14 protein-coding genes are annotated in these 15905 nt (G+C 64.4%); 4 read left to right on the top strand and 10 right to left on the bottom strand.

Going from position 1 to position 15905, the window contains the following annotated elements; genetic code table 11:
* Nucleotides 1-2: 2 nt before the first annotated feature.
* Both DT069_RS15065 and DT069_RS15060 read right to left on the bottom strand, forming a co-directional pair.
* Nucleotides 3-1106, bottom strand: a complete 1104-nt coding sequence (locus tag DT069_RS15065) for an ABC transporter ATP-binding protein (RefSeq protein WP_425450264.1) — start codon at nt 1104-1106, stop codon at nt 3-5.
* Nucleotides 1106-2173, bottom strand: a complete 1068-nt coding sequence (locus tag DT069_RS15060) for an ABC transporter substrate-binding protein (protein ID WP_425450263.1) — start codon at nt 2171-2173, stop codon at nt 1106-1108. Before DT069_RS15060 ends, DT069_RS15065 begins: the two co-directional genes overlap by 1 nt.
* Nucleotides 2174-2385: 212 nt before the next feature.
* Here DT069_RS15060 and DT069_RS15055 point away from each other — a divergent pair, with 212 nt between their 5' ends.
* Complete coding sequence (locus DT069_RS15055) at nt 2386-3195, top strand: helix-turn-helix domain-containing protein (RefSeq protein WP_119461131.1); 810 nt, start codon at nt 2386-2388, stop codon at nt 3193-3195.
* 69 nt (nt 3196-3264) lie between these two features.
* Here the strand turns inward: DT069_RS15055 and DT069_RS15050 are convergent, their stop codons facing one another.
* From DT069_RS15050 to DT069_RS15035, 4 genes are read right to left on the bottom strand one after another with little or no spacing between them, the layout of a single operon-like run.
* Nucleotides 3265-4296, bottom strand: coding sequence for an ABC transporter substrate-binding protein (locus DT069_RS15050; protein WP_119461130.1), 1032 nt, complete (start codon nt 4294-4296; stop codon nt 3265-3267).
* Between the two features lie 41 nt (nt 4297-4337).
* Nucleotides 4338-5186, bottom strand: a complete 849-nt coding sequence (locus tag DT069_RS15045) for an ABC transporter permease (RefSeq protein ID WP_119461129.1) — start codon at nt 5184-5186, stop codon at nt 4338-4340.
* The gene (locus DT069_RS15040; protein ID WP_119461128.1) at nt 5183-6082 is read right to left on the bottom strand and encodes an ABC transporter permease; all 900 of its coding nucleotides are present in this window, start codon (nt 6080-6082) and stop codon (nt 5183-5185) included. The genes DT069_RS15045 and DT069_RS15040 overlap by 4 nt, the downstream gene beginning before the upstream one ends.
* Nucleotides 6079-7107: an ABC transporter ATP-binding protein gene (locus DT069_RS15035; RefSeq protein ID WP_425450262.1), complete on the bottom strand. Its 1029-nt coding sequence runs from the start codon at nt 7105-7107 to the stop codon at nt 6079-6081. Before DT069_RS15035 ends, DT069_RS15040 begins: the two co-directional genes overlap by 4 nt.
* Nucleotides 7108-7373: 266 nt before the next feature.
* On the opposite strand from DT069_RS15035, the gene DT069_RS15030 reads away from it, so the two are divergent.
* Nucleotides 7374-8822 (top strand): amidase, encoded by a 1449-nt coding sequence (locus DT069_RS15030; protein ID WP_119461126.1) that lies wholly within the window; start codon nt 7374-7376, stop codon nt 8820-8822.
* Nucleotides 8823-9137: 315 nt separating this feature from the next.
* On the top strand, nt 9138-9977 hold the full coding sequence (locus DT069_RS15025; protein WP_119461125.1) for a RibD family protein: 840 nt from the start codon (nt 9138-9140) through the stop codon (nt 9975-9977).
* Nucleotides 9978-10000: 23 nt separating this feature from the next.
* On the opposite strand, the gene DT069_RS15020 is transcribed toward DT069_RS15025, so the two are convergent.
* The 4 genes from DT069_RS15020 to DT069_RS15005 all read right to left on the bottom strand — a co-directional run bounded on the left by DT069_RS15020 (nt 10001) and on the right by DT069_RS15005 (nt 14679).
* Nucleotides 10001-10771, bottom strand: a complete 771-nt coding sequence (locus tag DT069_RS15020; protein WP_425450261.1) for a class II aldolase and adducin N-terminal domain-containing protein — start codon at nt 10769-10771, stop codon at nt 10001-10003.
* A 40-nt stretch (nt 10772-10811) separates the two neighbouring features.
* A complete protein-coding gene (locus DT069_RS15015) occupies nt 10812-12440 on the bottom strand; it encodes a choline dehydrogenase (RefSeq protein ID WP_119461124.1) in 1629 nt (542 codons plus the stop codon).
* Nucleotides 12441-12489: 49 nt separating this feature from the next.
* Nucleotides 12490-13437: a PDR/VanB family oxidoreductase gene (locus tag DT069_RS15010; RefSeq protein WP_119461271.1), complete on the bottom strand. Its 948-nt coding sequence runs from the start codon at nt 13435-13437 to the stop codon at nt 12490-12492.
* A gap of 105 nt (nt 13438-13542) precedes the next feature.
* The gene (locus DT069_RS15005; protein ID WP_119461123.1) at nt 13543-14679 is read right to left on the bottom strand and encodes an aromatic ring-hydroxylating oxygenase subunit alpha; all 1137 of its coding nucleotides are present in this window, start codon (nt 14677-14679) and stop codon (nt 13543-13545) included.
* A gap of 208 nt (nt 14680-14887) precedes the next feature.
* Between DT069_RS15005 and DT069_RS15000 the strand changes: the two genes are divergently transcribed.
* Nucleotides 14888-15898, top strand: a complete 1011-nt coding sequence (locus tag DT069_RS15000; RefSeq protein ID WP_425450260.1) for a GlxA family transcriptional regulator — start codon at nt 14888-14890, stop codon at nt 15896-15898.
* Nucleotides 15899-15905: the final 7 nt, after the last annotated feature.

Raw genomic sequence — 15905 nt, 5'->3', positions numbered from 1 at the left:
TCCTATTCTCCGCGGCCTTTGCGGAAGGCATAGAGGGCATCGGGCGGGATTTCGATGTCGACCGTCATTCCCAAACGCGTGCCCAGGCATGGCGGAAGGCGGTCGCCGCGCTCCTGAAGCTCGATCCGCAGACGCTCGCCGACACGGAGCGTCAGCTTCCTGTCGCTGCCCAGGTAAATGATATCCTCCAGAACCGCCCTCACGACGTTCGTGGCGGCGGAACTATCGGCGGCGACACGCAGATGCTCGGGCCGCACGATAAGCCGAACGTCGGTCCCCGTCGCCAGATCCCCGGCGCTACGGGTCGGCGCCTCCAGGCGATCGCCGCTTGGCAGTGCGACGATCACGGAGTTGTGGCGGATCTCGACGACACGCCCGTCCAGCTTGTTCGACGCGCCCACGAATTCCGCGACGAACAGCGTTTCCGGCCGCTCGAATACGTCATCCGGCCGGCCGAGTTGTCGGATATGCCCGCGTTCCATGACCGCGATCCGGTCGCTCATGACCAGGGCTTCCTCCTGGTCATGCGTGACATAGACGAAGGTGATGCCCGTCTCGCGCTGCGTGCGCTTCAGCTCGAGCTGAAGCTCCTTGCGGAGCCTTGCGTCGAGCGCGGAAAGCGGCTCGTCAAGCAGCAGAACTTCCGGCTTCTTGATCAAAGCCCTCGCGAGGGCGACGCGCTGCATCTGGCCGCCGGACAGCGCCGTGGACTGTCGATCGATCTTGTCGGCAAGACCGACGCGCGCGAGCATCTCCTCCGCCAAGCGGCGGCGCTCCCTGCGCGGGACACGGTCGAAGCGCAGCCCATACTCGACGTTCTCGCCGACGGTCATATGCGGGAACAGGGCATAGTTCTGGAACACCGTGTTGACCCGCCGCCGGTAAGCCGGGACGGCATTCACCAGCCGCCCGTTGAGGTACACGGCGCCATCCGTCGGCTCTTCGAAACCGCTGATGATCCGAAGCGTCGTCGTCTTGCCGCAGCCGCTCTCTCCCAGAAGAGTCAGGAACTCGCCGCGCCGGACCTCCAGACTCAGGTCGTCGAGTACGACGAGGCTTCCGAACCGCTTGCTCACCCGGTCGAGGCGGACGACTGCATCCATCATCAGTCGACCGACGCGGCCTTGATCTCGTTCCACACCTCGAGGTACTTGCCGCGACGCGGGATCTCTTCCCAAAACCGGATCGTACTGCGGAATTCCGGACCTTGCGCCATAGCCGACCCTTGCAGAGCGCCTTCCGGGAGGTGCTCGGCGATCTCCGGATTGGTGACGCCGAAGCCGCTGTGCTCATAGATCTGGGCCAGGACTTCCGGTTCGAGCATATAGTTGATGAATGCGTGCGCCAGATCGCGGTTCTCCGAGCCGGCGACGATGAAATGCGAGTCCAGCCAAGCCGTCGGACGCTCCGGAGCGCATTGCGCCGCATTCATCCGCTCGTCCTGGAGCGCCTGAGTGACATAGCTCCAGGAATTGGTGGCGACGACTTCGCCGCTCATGAACAGCTCAATGATCTCGCCGCCGGTCGACCAGTAGCGCCGCACGAGGGGCTTCTGCTCGATCATCTTCTGCTTGACCTTCGTCAGCTGCTCATCCGACAGGGTCCAGATATTGTCGAAGCCCATATAGCTCGCGACGTCGCCGAGCGTGGAAACGTCATCCCACATGGCGATCTTGCCCTTGTATTTGGGGTCGAACAGGGCGTCGAAGCTGCAATTATCGACGACATCGGCGTTGAATGTCACAGGCTGAATGTCCCAGAAGGTCGGGACTCCATACTGTTCGCCATCGCTTTGCAGGAACGCGGCCTTCCGAAACTCGGGATAAATCATCTGAAAATTCGGAACCTTGTCGAGATCGACCGGCTCGACGAACCCGGCCTTGATCGCGGTCTGGGCGAGGGAGCTCACGATCACCACCGTGTCGTACTGCGTGCCTCCGGCTGCGAGCGCCGCCATGTACTCGTCGTTCGAGCCGACATAAGTGCGCTGGATCTTGACGTCATGGGCCTTCTCGAACGGCTCGATCCAGGCGTCGTCCGCCAGCCCCTCCCAGGTCAGGATCCTCAGCTCCTCAGCTTCGGCGGAAGACCATGCGACCGCGCCGAACACGGCCGCAACCATCGCCGAGCGGCAAAACCAGACCACGCGTGTCAAACCGTCATGCTGGCGCATCTCTCCCTCCCTGAAGGCCTTTTGTGCCGATCTATCCTGGTTGGCGGCAACGCGGTTCTCATGCCGCCGAAGCAGTGTAGGAACGCGCTTCACGCCGGCTCAACATATGTCTGCGTTGCCCGCTGGCGCGACCTGCACTAGTTTGAGCGTCAACTCGCGTCAGTTCCGTTACGCCGGCATCTCGGTCGGTGGCGGCAGGAGGAACCAATGTGATGGCGGCGGATGATCTTCCGGAGAACCTTAAGCTGTTATGCAGCTATAGCCGGTCGGTTTCGGAGGCCTGCCGGCGCATGCGGCTGAACCGACAGCAGTTCAACAAGTACCTTGTCGGGCAGTCACGCCCTTCACTGCAAACCCTCCGGCGCATCGCCGATCATTTCGGGTTGGAGGAGTCGGAACTGCTCTTGAACCATGCGGCCTTCCGCAGGCTGGTGGCGATCAAAAGGCCGGTCACGGGGTCACTCAACGCCCTGTCCGAGCGCGTCCGCGACATCCTGCTTCTGACACCTCCGAGCTTGGAGCGGCTTCGAGAGCACACCGGCTTCTACTACAATTACTTCTGCCCGGCCGAATATCCGGGCCGGATCCTACGGGGCTTCATTCACGTGTTCGAGGATGGCGGTTTCATTTTCAGCCGCAACATGGAGCGCTATGGCTCGGACCCTTTTCGTAGCACGCGCAAGTATAACGGCATCTTCGTTCATTCCGGCGAACGCGTGCTCATGTTCGAGCGCGAGGCGACGGTCGGGAAGATGGTCTGGCTGACGATCCTCTATCCCCATGATCGCGACCAGCCGTCGCTTCTACCCGGCCTGACGCTCGGGGTGACGAGCATGTCGTCGCGGGATATCGCCTGCTACCGTGTCATTCTTCAGTATCTCGGCCGCCACATCGAACTGAAGGCGGCGCTCCGGCAATGCGGCCTCTATGACCTTGATGACGAGAGGATCGATCCGGCCATCCGTGGCCGGCTCCGCAACGAGGCCCGGCCGAGCGAGCCGGATTTCGCAATGCGAATTTAGAGTGCCTGTCGATGAACGCGGGCGATGGCAGAAATCGAGGGGCCGGACTGACCGACCCCTCCTCACCTGCTACTGGAGCACGCGCGTCCAGACGCGGTCGTAAAGGCGGATGCTCTCCTCGCCGCACGCCCACGGGAAGATGACCTCGACATCCTCCGGAACGTTGAGCTCGGGAGCGCTGCGCAGATCCTCGTCCATGAACTCCTGGCTTCCCTTCACCGCATTGGCGTAGCGCGCGAAGTTCGACTGGATCGCCATGTTCTCGGGCTGCAGCATGAACTCCAGGAAGCGGATGGCGTTGTCCCGGTTCTTGGCGCCCGACGGAACGACCATGACATCCATCCAGCCGAGGATCCCCTCCTTCGGCATGGCGTATTTCAGGGTCGGCTTTTGCTCGCGGGCCCGCATCGCGTAGCCGTTCCAGATCATATGCATCGCCGTGTCGCCGGAGACAAGCCGCTCGAGAATGCCGTCGGAGTTATAGATCTTGACGTGCGGCCGCTGCTCGAGCAGGAGCTTCTGAACCTCCCGCATGTCCTCGACATTGTCGTTGCACTGCGGCTTGTCGAGATAGATCAGTGCCAGGCCGATCACCTCGGAGGGCGCCCGGAACATCGCGATCGACCCCTGATAGGCCGGCGGTGGCTCGAAGAGGGTCTCGAGCGTGTCGATGGGGCCGTCATAGAGGGCGGTATCGGCCATGAAGGACGTCGTGCCCCACTGCCACGGCACGGAATACCTGCCTTCCGGGTCCCAGTCCGGATTGCGCCAGCGCTCCTCCAGATTTTCGTAGCCCTTGAGGGAGGCGACGTCGATCTCCTGGACGAGTCCCTCCTCGATCATGATCGGCAGGAACGCGTGCCCCGGCACGACGATATCGTAGCCGGTCGCGCCCGACTGGAGCTTCGCCAGCAGCGTCTCGCTCGAGTCATAGATGTCGAGCGTGACGTTGATGCCGGTTTCCTTCTCGAACTTCTCAATCAGTTCGGGCGAGGTGTAATCGGTCCAGTTATAGATGAACAGCTCGCCGTCCGCCTTCGCGGCCGTGCTGGCCACGGCCAGCCCCGCAACCGCGATCGTCGCGCCCAGAAGCGTCTTCATTCTTGCCAAGTCTTCCTCCCTCGAATTTTTGAGACCACCATTTATCGCCGTCTGTTGATCATCCAGGACAGTGACACGAACAGAATGGATATCGCCAGCAGCACCGTCGACACGGCATTGACTTCGGGCGTCACGCCCATGCGCACCATGCCATAGATGTAGACCGGTAAGGTGGTCGATCCGGCCCCGGCGACCATGAGCGTGATAATCACGTCATCGATGGAAATGATGAAGGCCAGCATCGCGCCCGCGACAATTCCCGGCATCATCAGCGGCAACGTCACATGCCGGAAGGCGTTCCAATCATTCGCATAGAGGTCTTGGGCGGCCTGCTCGAACGTCGTGTCCATGTCGCTGAGCCGCGCCTGGATCGGCATATAGGCGAAGGGGATACAGAAGACCGTGTGGGCGATGATGACGTTGCCGAGGCCCAGCGACAAGCCGATCGCCGCGAAGAAAGACAGGGTCGCGACGGCGGTCACGATTTCCGGGACCATGAGAGGCAGCGATATCAGGCCATAGGCCAGGGAATGGCCGGGAAAGCGCCCGCCGCGCACCAGGATCAGCGCCGCCAGCGTCGCGATCACGGTGGCGGCGCTCGCAGCCACGAGAGCGATGGTCAGGCTGTTCAGGGCGGCGCGCCGGATGTCGTCATTGTTGAAGGCGCGGATGTACCAGTCGATGCTGAACTCGGTCCAGAGCGTCGCGGAGCGGTTGTCGTTGAAGGAATAGACGATCAGCACCAGGATCGGCGCGTAGAGAAAAAAGAAGAAGACGATCGTGAAGAACCGGAAGCCGGGATACTCGCCGGTTACGAACGGCGCCCGGGTTCGCCTCCGCGCGGCAGCTGCTGCCTTGCTCGTGGCAACGTTTCCTGCGTCCGCGGTCATCGCGCCGCCTCTCCGCGCCCGCGCCCGGCGTTGCGCGCATAGACGAGCATCAGGACGAGAACCACGGCCAAAAGAATCATCGCGACCGCCGAGCCGAAGGGCCAGTTGCGCGAGCTCGAGAACTGCATGTGGATGAGACTGCCGATCATCAGACGCCGGCCGCCGCCCAGCAGGTCCGGCGCAATGAACGCGCCGAGGCTCGGGATGAACACCAGAATGGACCCGGCGATGATGCCAGGCTTCGCCAGCGGCAGGATGACGCGCCACATCGCCTGCAGGCGGTTGGCATGCAGGTCGTGCGCCGCCTCGACCAGCCGCATATCGATCTTCTCCAGGCTGGCGTAGATCGGCAGCACCATGAAGGGGAGATAGCTGTAGATCAGCCCGACGGCGATCGCGCCGTCGGTGTACAGCAGCCGCAAGGGCGCGTCGGTCGCGCCGAGCCACATCAGCACGCTGTTGATCAGGCCGTCGTCGCGCAGGATCAGGATCCAGGCGAAGGTGCGGATCAGCAGGTTGGTCCAGAACGGGATCGTCACGAGAAGCAGCAGAACGGTCCGCCAGTGCGGCGGCCGCGTGGCGATGTAATAGGCCGCCGGGAATCCCAGGACGAGGCTGAGGCTCGTCGCTGCGACGGCCAGCACGACCGAGCGTGCGACGATGTTGAGATAGGCCGGATTGAAGATCAGGCTGTCGTCAAGATCGAGGTCGAAGAGGAACTGCCGATAGGCTCCGAAGCTGAACTCCGGCCGGACGCCGCCATAGGGGCTGGCCTCCATGAAGGAATAGGCCGCGATAATGCAGAGCGGGCCCAGCATGAAGATGCCGATCACGAGCAGCGCCGGCATCAGCCCCGCCATGCGCCGCAGCGCCGAACTCTGCGGCAGGGCGCTCATTCCCTCAGCAGCCTGATCGATTCGGGTGCAATATGCACCGACACGCGCTCGCCCCGCGCGAAGGTCATCCTGCCGTCCGCGCGGTTCTGTCCACGGACGAGAAGGCGACCGCCATCGGCGATATCGACATGGTAGCTGGTGCCGTTACCCAGATAAATCGCTTCGGCGACCGTTCCATCCAGGCGGCCCGCCCCAGGCAATTCTGCGGCCGGTTCCAGCGAAAGGCGCTCGGGCCGGACGGCGAGGCTGACCCTCGCGCCGATATCGGCGCGGCCCCGGACGGCCACCTGCACATCATTCCCGAGGCGACAGAGAATCTCCCCGTCCTGCACCGCCTCCACCGAGCCTTCCAGGATGTTCGTTTCGCCGATGAAATCGGCGACGAAGCGATTGGCGGGAAACTCATAGACCTCCGTGGGTCCGCCGATCTGCTGAACCTCTCCGTTCGACATGACCGCCAGGCGGTCCGACATCGTCAGCGCTTCCTCCTGGTCGTGCGTGACGAAGACGAAGGTGACACCGGTCTCGCGCTGCAGGCGCTTGAGCTCGAGCTGCATCTCCTTGCGGAGCTTGAAGTCGAGCGCCGACAGCGGCTCGTCGAGCAGCAGGACTTCCGGACGGTTGGCCAGCGCACGCGCCAGCGCGACGCGCTGCTGCTGACCGCCGGAGAGCTGGTTCGGCCGGCGGTCTCCAGCGCCGGAGAGCTGCACGAGCTCCAGCATTTCGCCGACCGTCTTATCGATCGCCGCCCGTTCAAATCCTCGCATCCGGAGGCCAAAGCCGATGTTCTGTGCGACCGACAGATGCGGGAACAGCGCATAGCTTTGGAAAACGGTATTGACCGATCGCTTGAATGGCGGAAGCCCGACGACGTCCTCGCCCCCGATCCAGATCGCTCCGGTGGTGGGCTGCTCGAACCCGGCGATCAGCCGCAGCAGCGTCGTCTTGCCGCAACCGGAGGGTCCGAGCAGAGTGAAGAACTCGTTCTCCCGGACACTCAGGGACACCGCCTTCAATGCGGTCACGCCCCCGCCGGCTCCATGGAAAATTTTACCGACGCTCCGTATGTCGATAGCGGCAGGCGCGGACATTCTGAAAATACTTGGCCCCTGGCTTCACAAGCTGACAAGCTTATGATTCGCCTCCTAGATTGGCAACTACACGATTCGACGTCACGCCAGATTTTAGCGGACGGTTGACCTCATATGCCGCGCATGGATTGATGTCGCATCTCGTACCGATCTGAGGCGGGCGACTCACACAACACTCCGTGCGGAAAGGGATCTGGGCGATGGGCGACTTTGCCGAGTATGCGGACTTCGATGGTCTTGGGCTTGCCGACCTGATCCGTCGCAAGGAGGTAACGCCGTCGGAAGTCCTCGAGGCGGCTTTCGCCCGGATCGACAAGCTCAATCCGAATCTGAACGCGGTCGTCGCCTCGATGCGGCCGCAGGCCGAGCGCGACATTGCGGCAGGCCTCGCCGACGGCCCCTTCACCGGCGTTCCGATCGTGCTGAAGGACGAGTATCTGTCCTATGCCGGTTTTCCGGCCAGCATGGCGAGTCGATTGGGGCAGGGATTCACCCGCCCGTATGACAGCGAGCTGATTCGCCGCTACAAGCGCGCGGGGCTCGTGATCATCGCCAAGGCCAACCTGCCGGAGTTCGGCGCCAGCGTGACCACCGAGCCCGTCGCCAACGGTCGCTGCAACAATCCGTGGAACCCGGCACGCACGACCGGCGGGTCGAGCGGCGGCTCGGCGGCGGCCGTGGTCTCCGGCATGGTGCCGCTGGGCTATGCGAACGACGGTGCCGGATCGATTCGCATTCCGGCGTCCTGCTGCGGCGCCTTCGGGTTGAAGCCGACGCGGGCGCGCGTGCCGACCGGCCCGGACGGCGGCGAGTACTGGAACGGGCTGGTCATCGAACATGCGGTCACACGATCGGTCCGCGACAGCGCTGCGCTGCTCGACGCCACCGAGGGGGCCGATCCCGGTGCGCCATACTGGGCGCCGCCCAAGGAGCGGCCCTACCGGGAAGAGGTGGGCCGCGATCCGGGGCGACTGCGAATCGCGTTTTCCGACAAGCCACCATCCGACGTGCCCGTCGCGGCCGAATGCCGGGAGGCGATGCAGGAAGCGGCAAGGCTCTGCGCCGATCTCGGCCATCACGTGGAGGAAGCGGCGCCGGTCTTCGACGGTGATGCCCTGTGCGACGCCATCACGCGGCTCCTCATGACTCATCTGGCGGCCGGAATCGACGATTTGGCGCGCGTGATGAACCGGCCGCCTTCTCCCGACATCATCGAGCGGGCCAATTTTGCCTTGGCGGAACAGGGGCGGAAGATCTCGGCCACCGAGTTTCTCGGCATCCTCGAGCATTTCAGCCAGGTTTCCCGACAGGTCGCACCGTTCTTCGAGAAATACGACCTGCTGCTCACGCCGACCCTCGCATCGCTGCCGGTCGAGCACGGCTATATCACGTCCGACGACCCCAATTGGCGGCGCTATATCGAGCGGTTCTTCGCCTTCGTGCCCTTCACGCCGATCGCGAACGTCACCGGCAATCCGGCGATGACGCTGCCGCTGCACTGGTCGCAGGACGGCCTGCCGGTGGGCGTTCACTTCATCGGCCGTTTCGGCGACGAGACGACTCTGTTCCGCCTTGCCGGGCAACTCGAGGCGGCCCGTCCCTGGAAGGACCGCCACCCGGCGATCAGCGCCTGGGCCAAGAGTGCCTAACAGCCCCTATCCACGGTCTGCGCCACGGTCCGGTGGCCGTGGGCTAGGAGGGCGGTGCGTGGCGATGCTGGCGCATCGCGAGCGCCGGCCGACGCCGTCCCACGGACACCGGACCGTGGCCCTCCGGGTTGGTCTGGGCGGGACGCGGGGCCGCGTCGCCGGGCCTTGACGATGCGCCCGGCATCGCCGGCGGCCCGGCTCCTAACCCGCGCCCCGCCCAGACCAACGCAGACCGTGGATAGGGGTTGTTAGACACTCTAAGCGGCGGTTCCGGGCCCTCTGTCCGTGCTCGCCGGCAGGGTGATAGAATGCGCCATGGCCGCTCGTCTTCTCAGACTCTATCCGGGACCGCCGCAAGAGCGCGCGCTAGCGGGGACCTATCTCGCCCACAAGCTGCATCGGCTGGGCAGCGCGGAGGCACCGTTTGTCTATGCCGACTTCGTCTGCAGCCTCGACGGCCGCATCGCCCTGGAAGAGCCGGGTACCGGCGCCAGCCATCTGCCGGCGGGCCTGATCAGCGGCAATGATTTTCGCCTGCTGCTCGAACTGCAGGCACAGGCCGATTGCCTGATCACCCATGGCGGTTATCTGCGCGCCATTGCCGAAGGCCGCCTGGACGACATCCTCCAAGTGGGGACGCGCGACCTCGCCCAATGGCGCCGCGACAACGGCCTTGCGCCGCAGCCCGCCGTCGCCGTTGCGAGCGCGAGCCTCGATTTCCCGATCCCCGAATCACTGGTACGCGCGGAACAGCGCGTCTTCATCGCCACAGGCGCCGCGGCGCCGGCCGACCGGATCGAAGCGCTACGGGCCCGCGGCTATGACGTGATCATCGCCGGCAAAGGCAAGTCGGTGGAAGGCGCGCCCCTGACGCGGGCGCTCGGCCAGCGCGGCTTCCACAGCCTTTTCCTGCTGGCCGGGCCGCGCATGCTCGAGACCATGCTGCGCGACGGCATGCTTTCGCGGCTTTATATCACCATTGCGCACCGCATCCTCGGCGGCGAGGAATTTCACAGCCTGATCTCCGGGCCCGAGCTGGGATTGGCCGGCCGTCTGCGCATGACTTCACTCTATTACGACATGGCGGGGCCGGGGGATGCCGGGCAGTGGTTTGCCCAGTTCGAGCCGCTGCCGTCGAACGACCGCGCACGCTGACGACTTGAACCACGCCCCGCCGCTCACGATCGGTAGTCGGGCTCCTCCTCATCCAGGATCGCCAGAAGTTCCCGGAAATGATTTTCGGCGAGATCGGGATATTCGGCCCACTGCTGCGCCGTCTTGCGGGCGACCTCGTCCGAAGCGATACGCAACTCCTTCCCGGTCATGTAGGCGGTGATGAGCGTCTCGCAGGCCCGCTCGAAGTAGTAGAGCGTATCGAACGCCTGCGCCACTGTGGCACCCACCACCAGCACGCCATGATTGCCCAGGACCAGCAGGTTGTGGTTGCCGATGCATCGCGAGAGCCGCTCGCCCTCGTCACCCAGCCCCATGCCGTCGAACCCATCGTCGATTGCGATCCGCTCATAGAAGCGCATCGTGTTCTGGTCGATCGGCGGCACCGAGGAGTCGCGCAGGGACGCCAGCACCGTCGCATGCTTCGCGTGAACATGCAGAACGCACCGGGCCTGCGGAACGTTGCGATGCATGGCGCCGTGAATCGCCCATGCGGTCGGATCCGGCGCGTCCGGCCGGTCCATCGTGGCCGGGTCGCCGGCATCGAGCAGCAGGAGGTCGCTCGCGCGGATGCGGGAGAAATGACGGCCGTTCGGATTGATCAGGAACCGCGACCCGTCGTCCGACAAAGCGAGGCTGAAATGATTGGCCACGGCCTCATGCATGTTCAGCCGGGCGGTCCAGCGGAAGGCCGCGGCCAACTCGATTCGTTCCTGCCGGTGGTCGGGCTCGCACCCTGCGGCCCCCATTACGGATGCGGCGTCTGTCTTGAGCATCGTGATCGATCCTCTCCTATACCGATGAGCTTATTTGAAGTCAGGCCGCGCGCGGGTCATGCGGCGCCAAGGCCGGCCGGCCGAGAATCAGGTCCGCGGCCTTCTCCGCGATCATGATCGTCGGGCCGTTGAGGTTCGCGCTGACGACGGTCGGCATGACCGACGCATCGACCACCCGCAGCCCCTCGAGGCCTCGCACGCGAAGCTCCTCATCCACCACCGCCATGTCGTCCCGCCCCATCCGGCAGGTGCAGCTCGGATGGAACTCCGTCTCCGCCTTAGCCCGCACAAAGGCATCCAGGGCGTCGTCCGATTGGATATCCGCACCGGGCGCGGTTTCGCCGCCCGAGAGAGAGGCGAGACCCGGTTGGCTGACGATGTCCCGGGTGAGGCGAATGCCCTCGCGGAATTCGCGGCGGTCCTGCTCCGTGGCAAGGAAGTTGAACTGGATGCCGGCCTTGTCGAGGGGATTGTCGGACCGCAGCACGATTCGGCCGCGGCTTTCCTGCCGGAGTTGGGAGAGATGCACGGTGAACCCCTCGGCAAGGGTGATGTCGGTGTCGCTGTAGTGGAACATGACAGGCGCGATATGAAAATGCAGGTTCGCGTGCGGCGTCTCCGAGTTGCTGCGGATCACGCCACCGATCTCGAAGATGTTCGAGGCGCAGACGCCCGAACGCGACAGGAGCCATTCGGCGCCGACGCGGAGCTTGCCCCATGGGTGACGCAGCCAAGCGAGCGACACCGGCTTGCAGGTGCGGAACTGCAGCACCACGTCGATATGGTCCTGCAGGTTGTCGCCCACGCCGGGGAGTTCGTGACGGACGGGAATACCGTGCCTCGCCAGCTCCTCGGCCGGACCGATGCCCGAAAGCATCAGGACCTGCGGCGAATTGATCGCGCCGCCGGAGAGGATGACCTCACGGTCCGCGCGGGCTTCCAGGATTTTGCCGCCCTGCGTATAGCGCACGCCGACCGCGCGGGTCCCTTCGAACAAAAGGCCCAGGACCTGGGCGCCGGTCTCCACGGTCAGGTTGGGCCGCGCCATGACCGGGTGAAGATAGGCGACGGCCGCGCTGCATCGGCGCCCATTGCGCTTGGTGCATTGGAGCCGCGTGAATCCTTCCGGCTTCGCACCGTTCAAATCGTCGGAGATCCCATGTCCGGCTTCGGCCGCGGCATCCAGGAAGGCGTCGAAGATGGGGCTGTCCAGCGTTCCGGTCTCGACGGAGAGCGGGCCATCGCCGCCGCGATAGGCGTTCGGTCCCGTGTCGCTGGTTTCGGACCGACGGAAATAGGGCAGGCAATGCCCATAGTCCCAGCTGGGCAGGTCGTCCGCCGCCCAGCGGTCATAGTCCCGGGGATGGCCGCGCAGATAGACCATGGAGTTGATCGAGGACGAGCCGCCCAGCACGCGGCCGCGGGGGACCGGGATGCGCCGGTCGTCCATATGGGGTTCCGGCTCGCTCTCATAGTTCCAATTGATGCGGGTGTCCCTGTAGGCACGATAGACGCCCGCCGGCATGGTCATGAACAGACCGCCGTCGCGCGGGCCCGCCTCCAGGACGAGGACGCGGTTGCCGGGCTCGGCACTGAGACGGTTGGCAAGGACGCAGCCTGCCGATCCGGCGCCGACAATGATGAAATCGAAGCTCTGCCGAACGCTCATCTGTTTTGACTCCGTTCCTTCCGGTTCTTTCTCATCGTCGCTGCCCCGCTCACAGGTCGAGCACGAGACGCGGCGATATCGCGCGCGAGACACAGACGCAGATGTAATCGTTGGCCTGCTGCTCCGCCTCGGTCTGGACGGAGTCCCGATGATCGGCTTCGCCCGACAGCATCGGCACCATGCAGGATCCGCAGATGCCCTCCTTGCAGACGGACTCGACGGCGACGCCTGCCTTGTCGAGGGCATCGAGGATCGTCTCCTCGGGCCCGACCGAAACGACCTGCCCGGACCGCGTGAGTTCGACCTCGAAAGCGGCGCCCGCGCCCGGCTCGGCGGCGTCGCGGGTGAAGCGTTCGAACCGCACCGCGTCCGACGGCCATTCCCGCGCCGCATCGAGCACGGCGTCGATCAGGCCGGAGGGGCCGCAGACATAGATTCGCCTCCCGGTGCGCGGCGGGCCGATCATCTTCGCGAGGTCGGGCCTGCCCTGCGCGTCGTCGAAATGCAGGCCGAGATGTCGGTTCAGCGGTTTCGCCTGCAGGACATCGAGGAAGGCGGCGCGCTCCCGTGATCGGCTGAGATAGTGGAAGGCGAAGGGCTTGCCCCGCTCCGACAATCGGCGCGCCATCGGGATGAGCGGCGTGACGCCGATACCGCCGGCGATAAGGACGTAATCGTCGGCGCCCTCGTCGAGCGCGAAATGGTTGCGCGGCGCACTGATTCCGAGAACCTGGCCGTCTTCCACCGTCTCCACGACATAGGCGCTTCCGCCGCGGGAGTTCGGGTCGCGCAGAACGGCGATCCTGTAGCTCGCGCCGTCTTCCCTGCGCGCGACGATCGAATATTGCCGGACCTGCCCGTTCGGCAGCCAGAGGTCGAGATGCGCGCCGGGCTCGACCGGCGGCAGCGCCCGGCCGTCCGTCGGCGTCAGGTCGAGCTGCTTGATGTCCTGGGCGATCAGCCGCGCGTTCGCCACGGCGACGGATGTTCTGTTCATCGCTTCCGGCATGCGTTCCCCATAGGGATCGGGATTGGGCCGGTCGGATCGATCATGGGCCCGCCGTGCAGGCCGCCGCTTCATGAGCGGCCTGCACCGGCCTTCTCAACCCCGAATCGCGTTGTAGACCAAGGTGTGGAAATGGTGGACGAGGTGCTCGCTCATGTTGCTCCGCTCCGCGTCGATCATGTAGCGGCCCTGCTTGTAGCCGAGCGAGCGGAGGCCCTTCTGCGTCGTGATGTTGAGGCTGATGTCCTCCGGCCCGAGCTCCTCGCTCATCCACTTGATCGACGCTTCCGTGACCGCCGGAATCTTCTCGCCGGCAACGTAATAGCCGACGCGGATGATCGATTCCTCGGCTCCGGTCGGGATGATCAGGAAGGTCCCGAGGAAGTTCGAGAACGGGAACCGGTAGAAGGTGTTGTGCGGCCAGAGCACGATGTTGAAGAAGCGCGGGTTCGACTGCTTCGCCTCGTCGTCGAGCGGCACGCTGTAGGCCTGCTCGGCCGCCATGTTCGCCGGCGCCGTGTAGGTCCACCACCGCTCGTGCGGGGTCAGCTTGTAGCCTTCGAAGGAGATCAGGTTCGCCAGGACGGTGTGAACCGGACCGGACAACTCGAAGTGATACCCTTCGATATTGTTGTCCATGATGACCTTCCAGTTCGCCGGAACCAGGAAGTCCTTTTCGCCCACAAGGCGCACGTCCTGGGCGTCCGGAAACCGCTCGATCATCGTTGCCTCGGCGCCCGGGAAGGTGTCTTGCATCGACGGCGCCTTCGGATCGAGGTTGAAGAAGAGGAAGCCGGCGAATTCCTCGACCCGGACCGGCGGAATTCCGTAGTTCTCCTTCTTGAAGTCGACCATGCGCTCCGACCGCGGCGCGCTGCGCAGGCTTCCGTCCAATCCATAGCACCAGGAGTGGTAGGAGCAGCGGAATACGCCCTTGGTCGTACCGCGACGCTCGTTGACCAGCCGATTGCCGCGGTGCTGGCACACATTGTGGAACGCGTGGACCGTGCCGTCACGGCCGCGCGTGGCGACGACACTCTGGTCGAAGACATCGCAGACGATGAACTGGCCGGGCTCGCTCAGCTCGCTCTTGTGGCCGATCAGGTGCCACGAACTCATGAAGATTCGATCCCTCTCGGCCTGAAAGACCTCCGGATCGAAGAAGTATCTGGAGGGCAGCGTCAGCGCCGTTTCCGGACTCGAAAAGCTCCAATCATTCGCTATCTGCATCATCTTGGTCCTCCGGGCTATCCTTTGCGATGCGCGCCGGGTGGCATCGCCTCGCCGCCCTCAAATTAGATTTACCGGCAGCGAGGACTTGACCTATTGCGCCACCCTCATGGCGCATTAAGTCATGAGGGAGCAGCGCCGTCGCTGTGGGATTGCCGAGTGGGATTGCCAGTGGGCAAGGACAAACGCATGCAAGCAGGAGGGCTTTGGCGTGGCCTCTCAAATTCGTCGGATCGGCTTTCTGCTCCAGCCGCAGTTCACGAACCTGGGATTGGCGCTGGCCGTCGAGCCCCTGTCCGTGGGGAATTGGCTATCGCAGCATCCCGTGTTCTCGTGGGCGGTCCTGTCGGCGGACGGCCAACCCGTTCAGGCCAGCAACGGCATGACGATCCCGGTCGACGGGTCGATATCCTCGGACGATGAGTTCAACGCCGTTTTCGTCATCGCAAGCTTCGAATCGAAGAAGCACGCGCACAATGCGCGCGCCAAGAACTGGCTTCGCCGATTGGCGCGCTTCGGCGTGGAGCTCGGTGGCATCGAAACCGGCAGCGAGCTTCTGGCCGCGGCGGGCCTTCTCGACGGGCACAGCGTCGCGGTCCACTGGGAGAATTTCGACGGCTTCCAGGAGCTCTATCCAGAAATCCGAGCGACGAAGCAGCTCTACACGATCGAGCCCGGCCGATTGACCTGTGCCGGCGCGACCGCGGTGCTGGACATGATGCTGACCTGGATCGGCCATACGGTAGGCCCGGAGCTGGCCAGGGATGTCGGCGAGCAGCTTCTGAAGGAGAGCATCCGGGCGCCGTCGCGCGGGCAGGAGACGATCATCGACGGAGCCGGAATCGCGAATCAGCCGGTGCGCAAGGCGATAGAATTCATGCAGAGGGCGCTCGATGAGCCGCTTGCCTGCGATGAGATCGCAGAACGGGTCGGCCTGTCACGGCGCCAGCTTGAGCGGCATTTCCAGCAACAGCTCGGCGTTTCACCGCTGAAGCATTACATGTCGCTGCGGCTGGCGAAGGCGCACCAGCTGCTGCAGCAGACGGACCTCCCCGTGACCGAGATCGCCATCACCTCCGGCTTCGGGTCGCCCGAACATTTCTCGCGTCTTTACCGCAAGACCTTCGGCCAGTCGCCGAGCACGGATCGGCTGCAGGCGATCGATGCCCCCGTGATGCGGCTGAAGGGCAAGCGAAAACCGTCCCAGTTCGAAACGTCCTGACGCGGTG

The organism is Virgifigura deserti, from assembly GCA_003576685.1.
Taxonomy (GTDB): domain Bacteria; phylum Pseudomonadota; class Alphaproteobacteria; order Dongiales; family Dongiaceae; genus Virgifigura; species Virgifigura deserti.
This window is presented reverse-complemented; position numbering and strand designations above follow the sequence as displayed.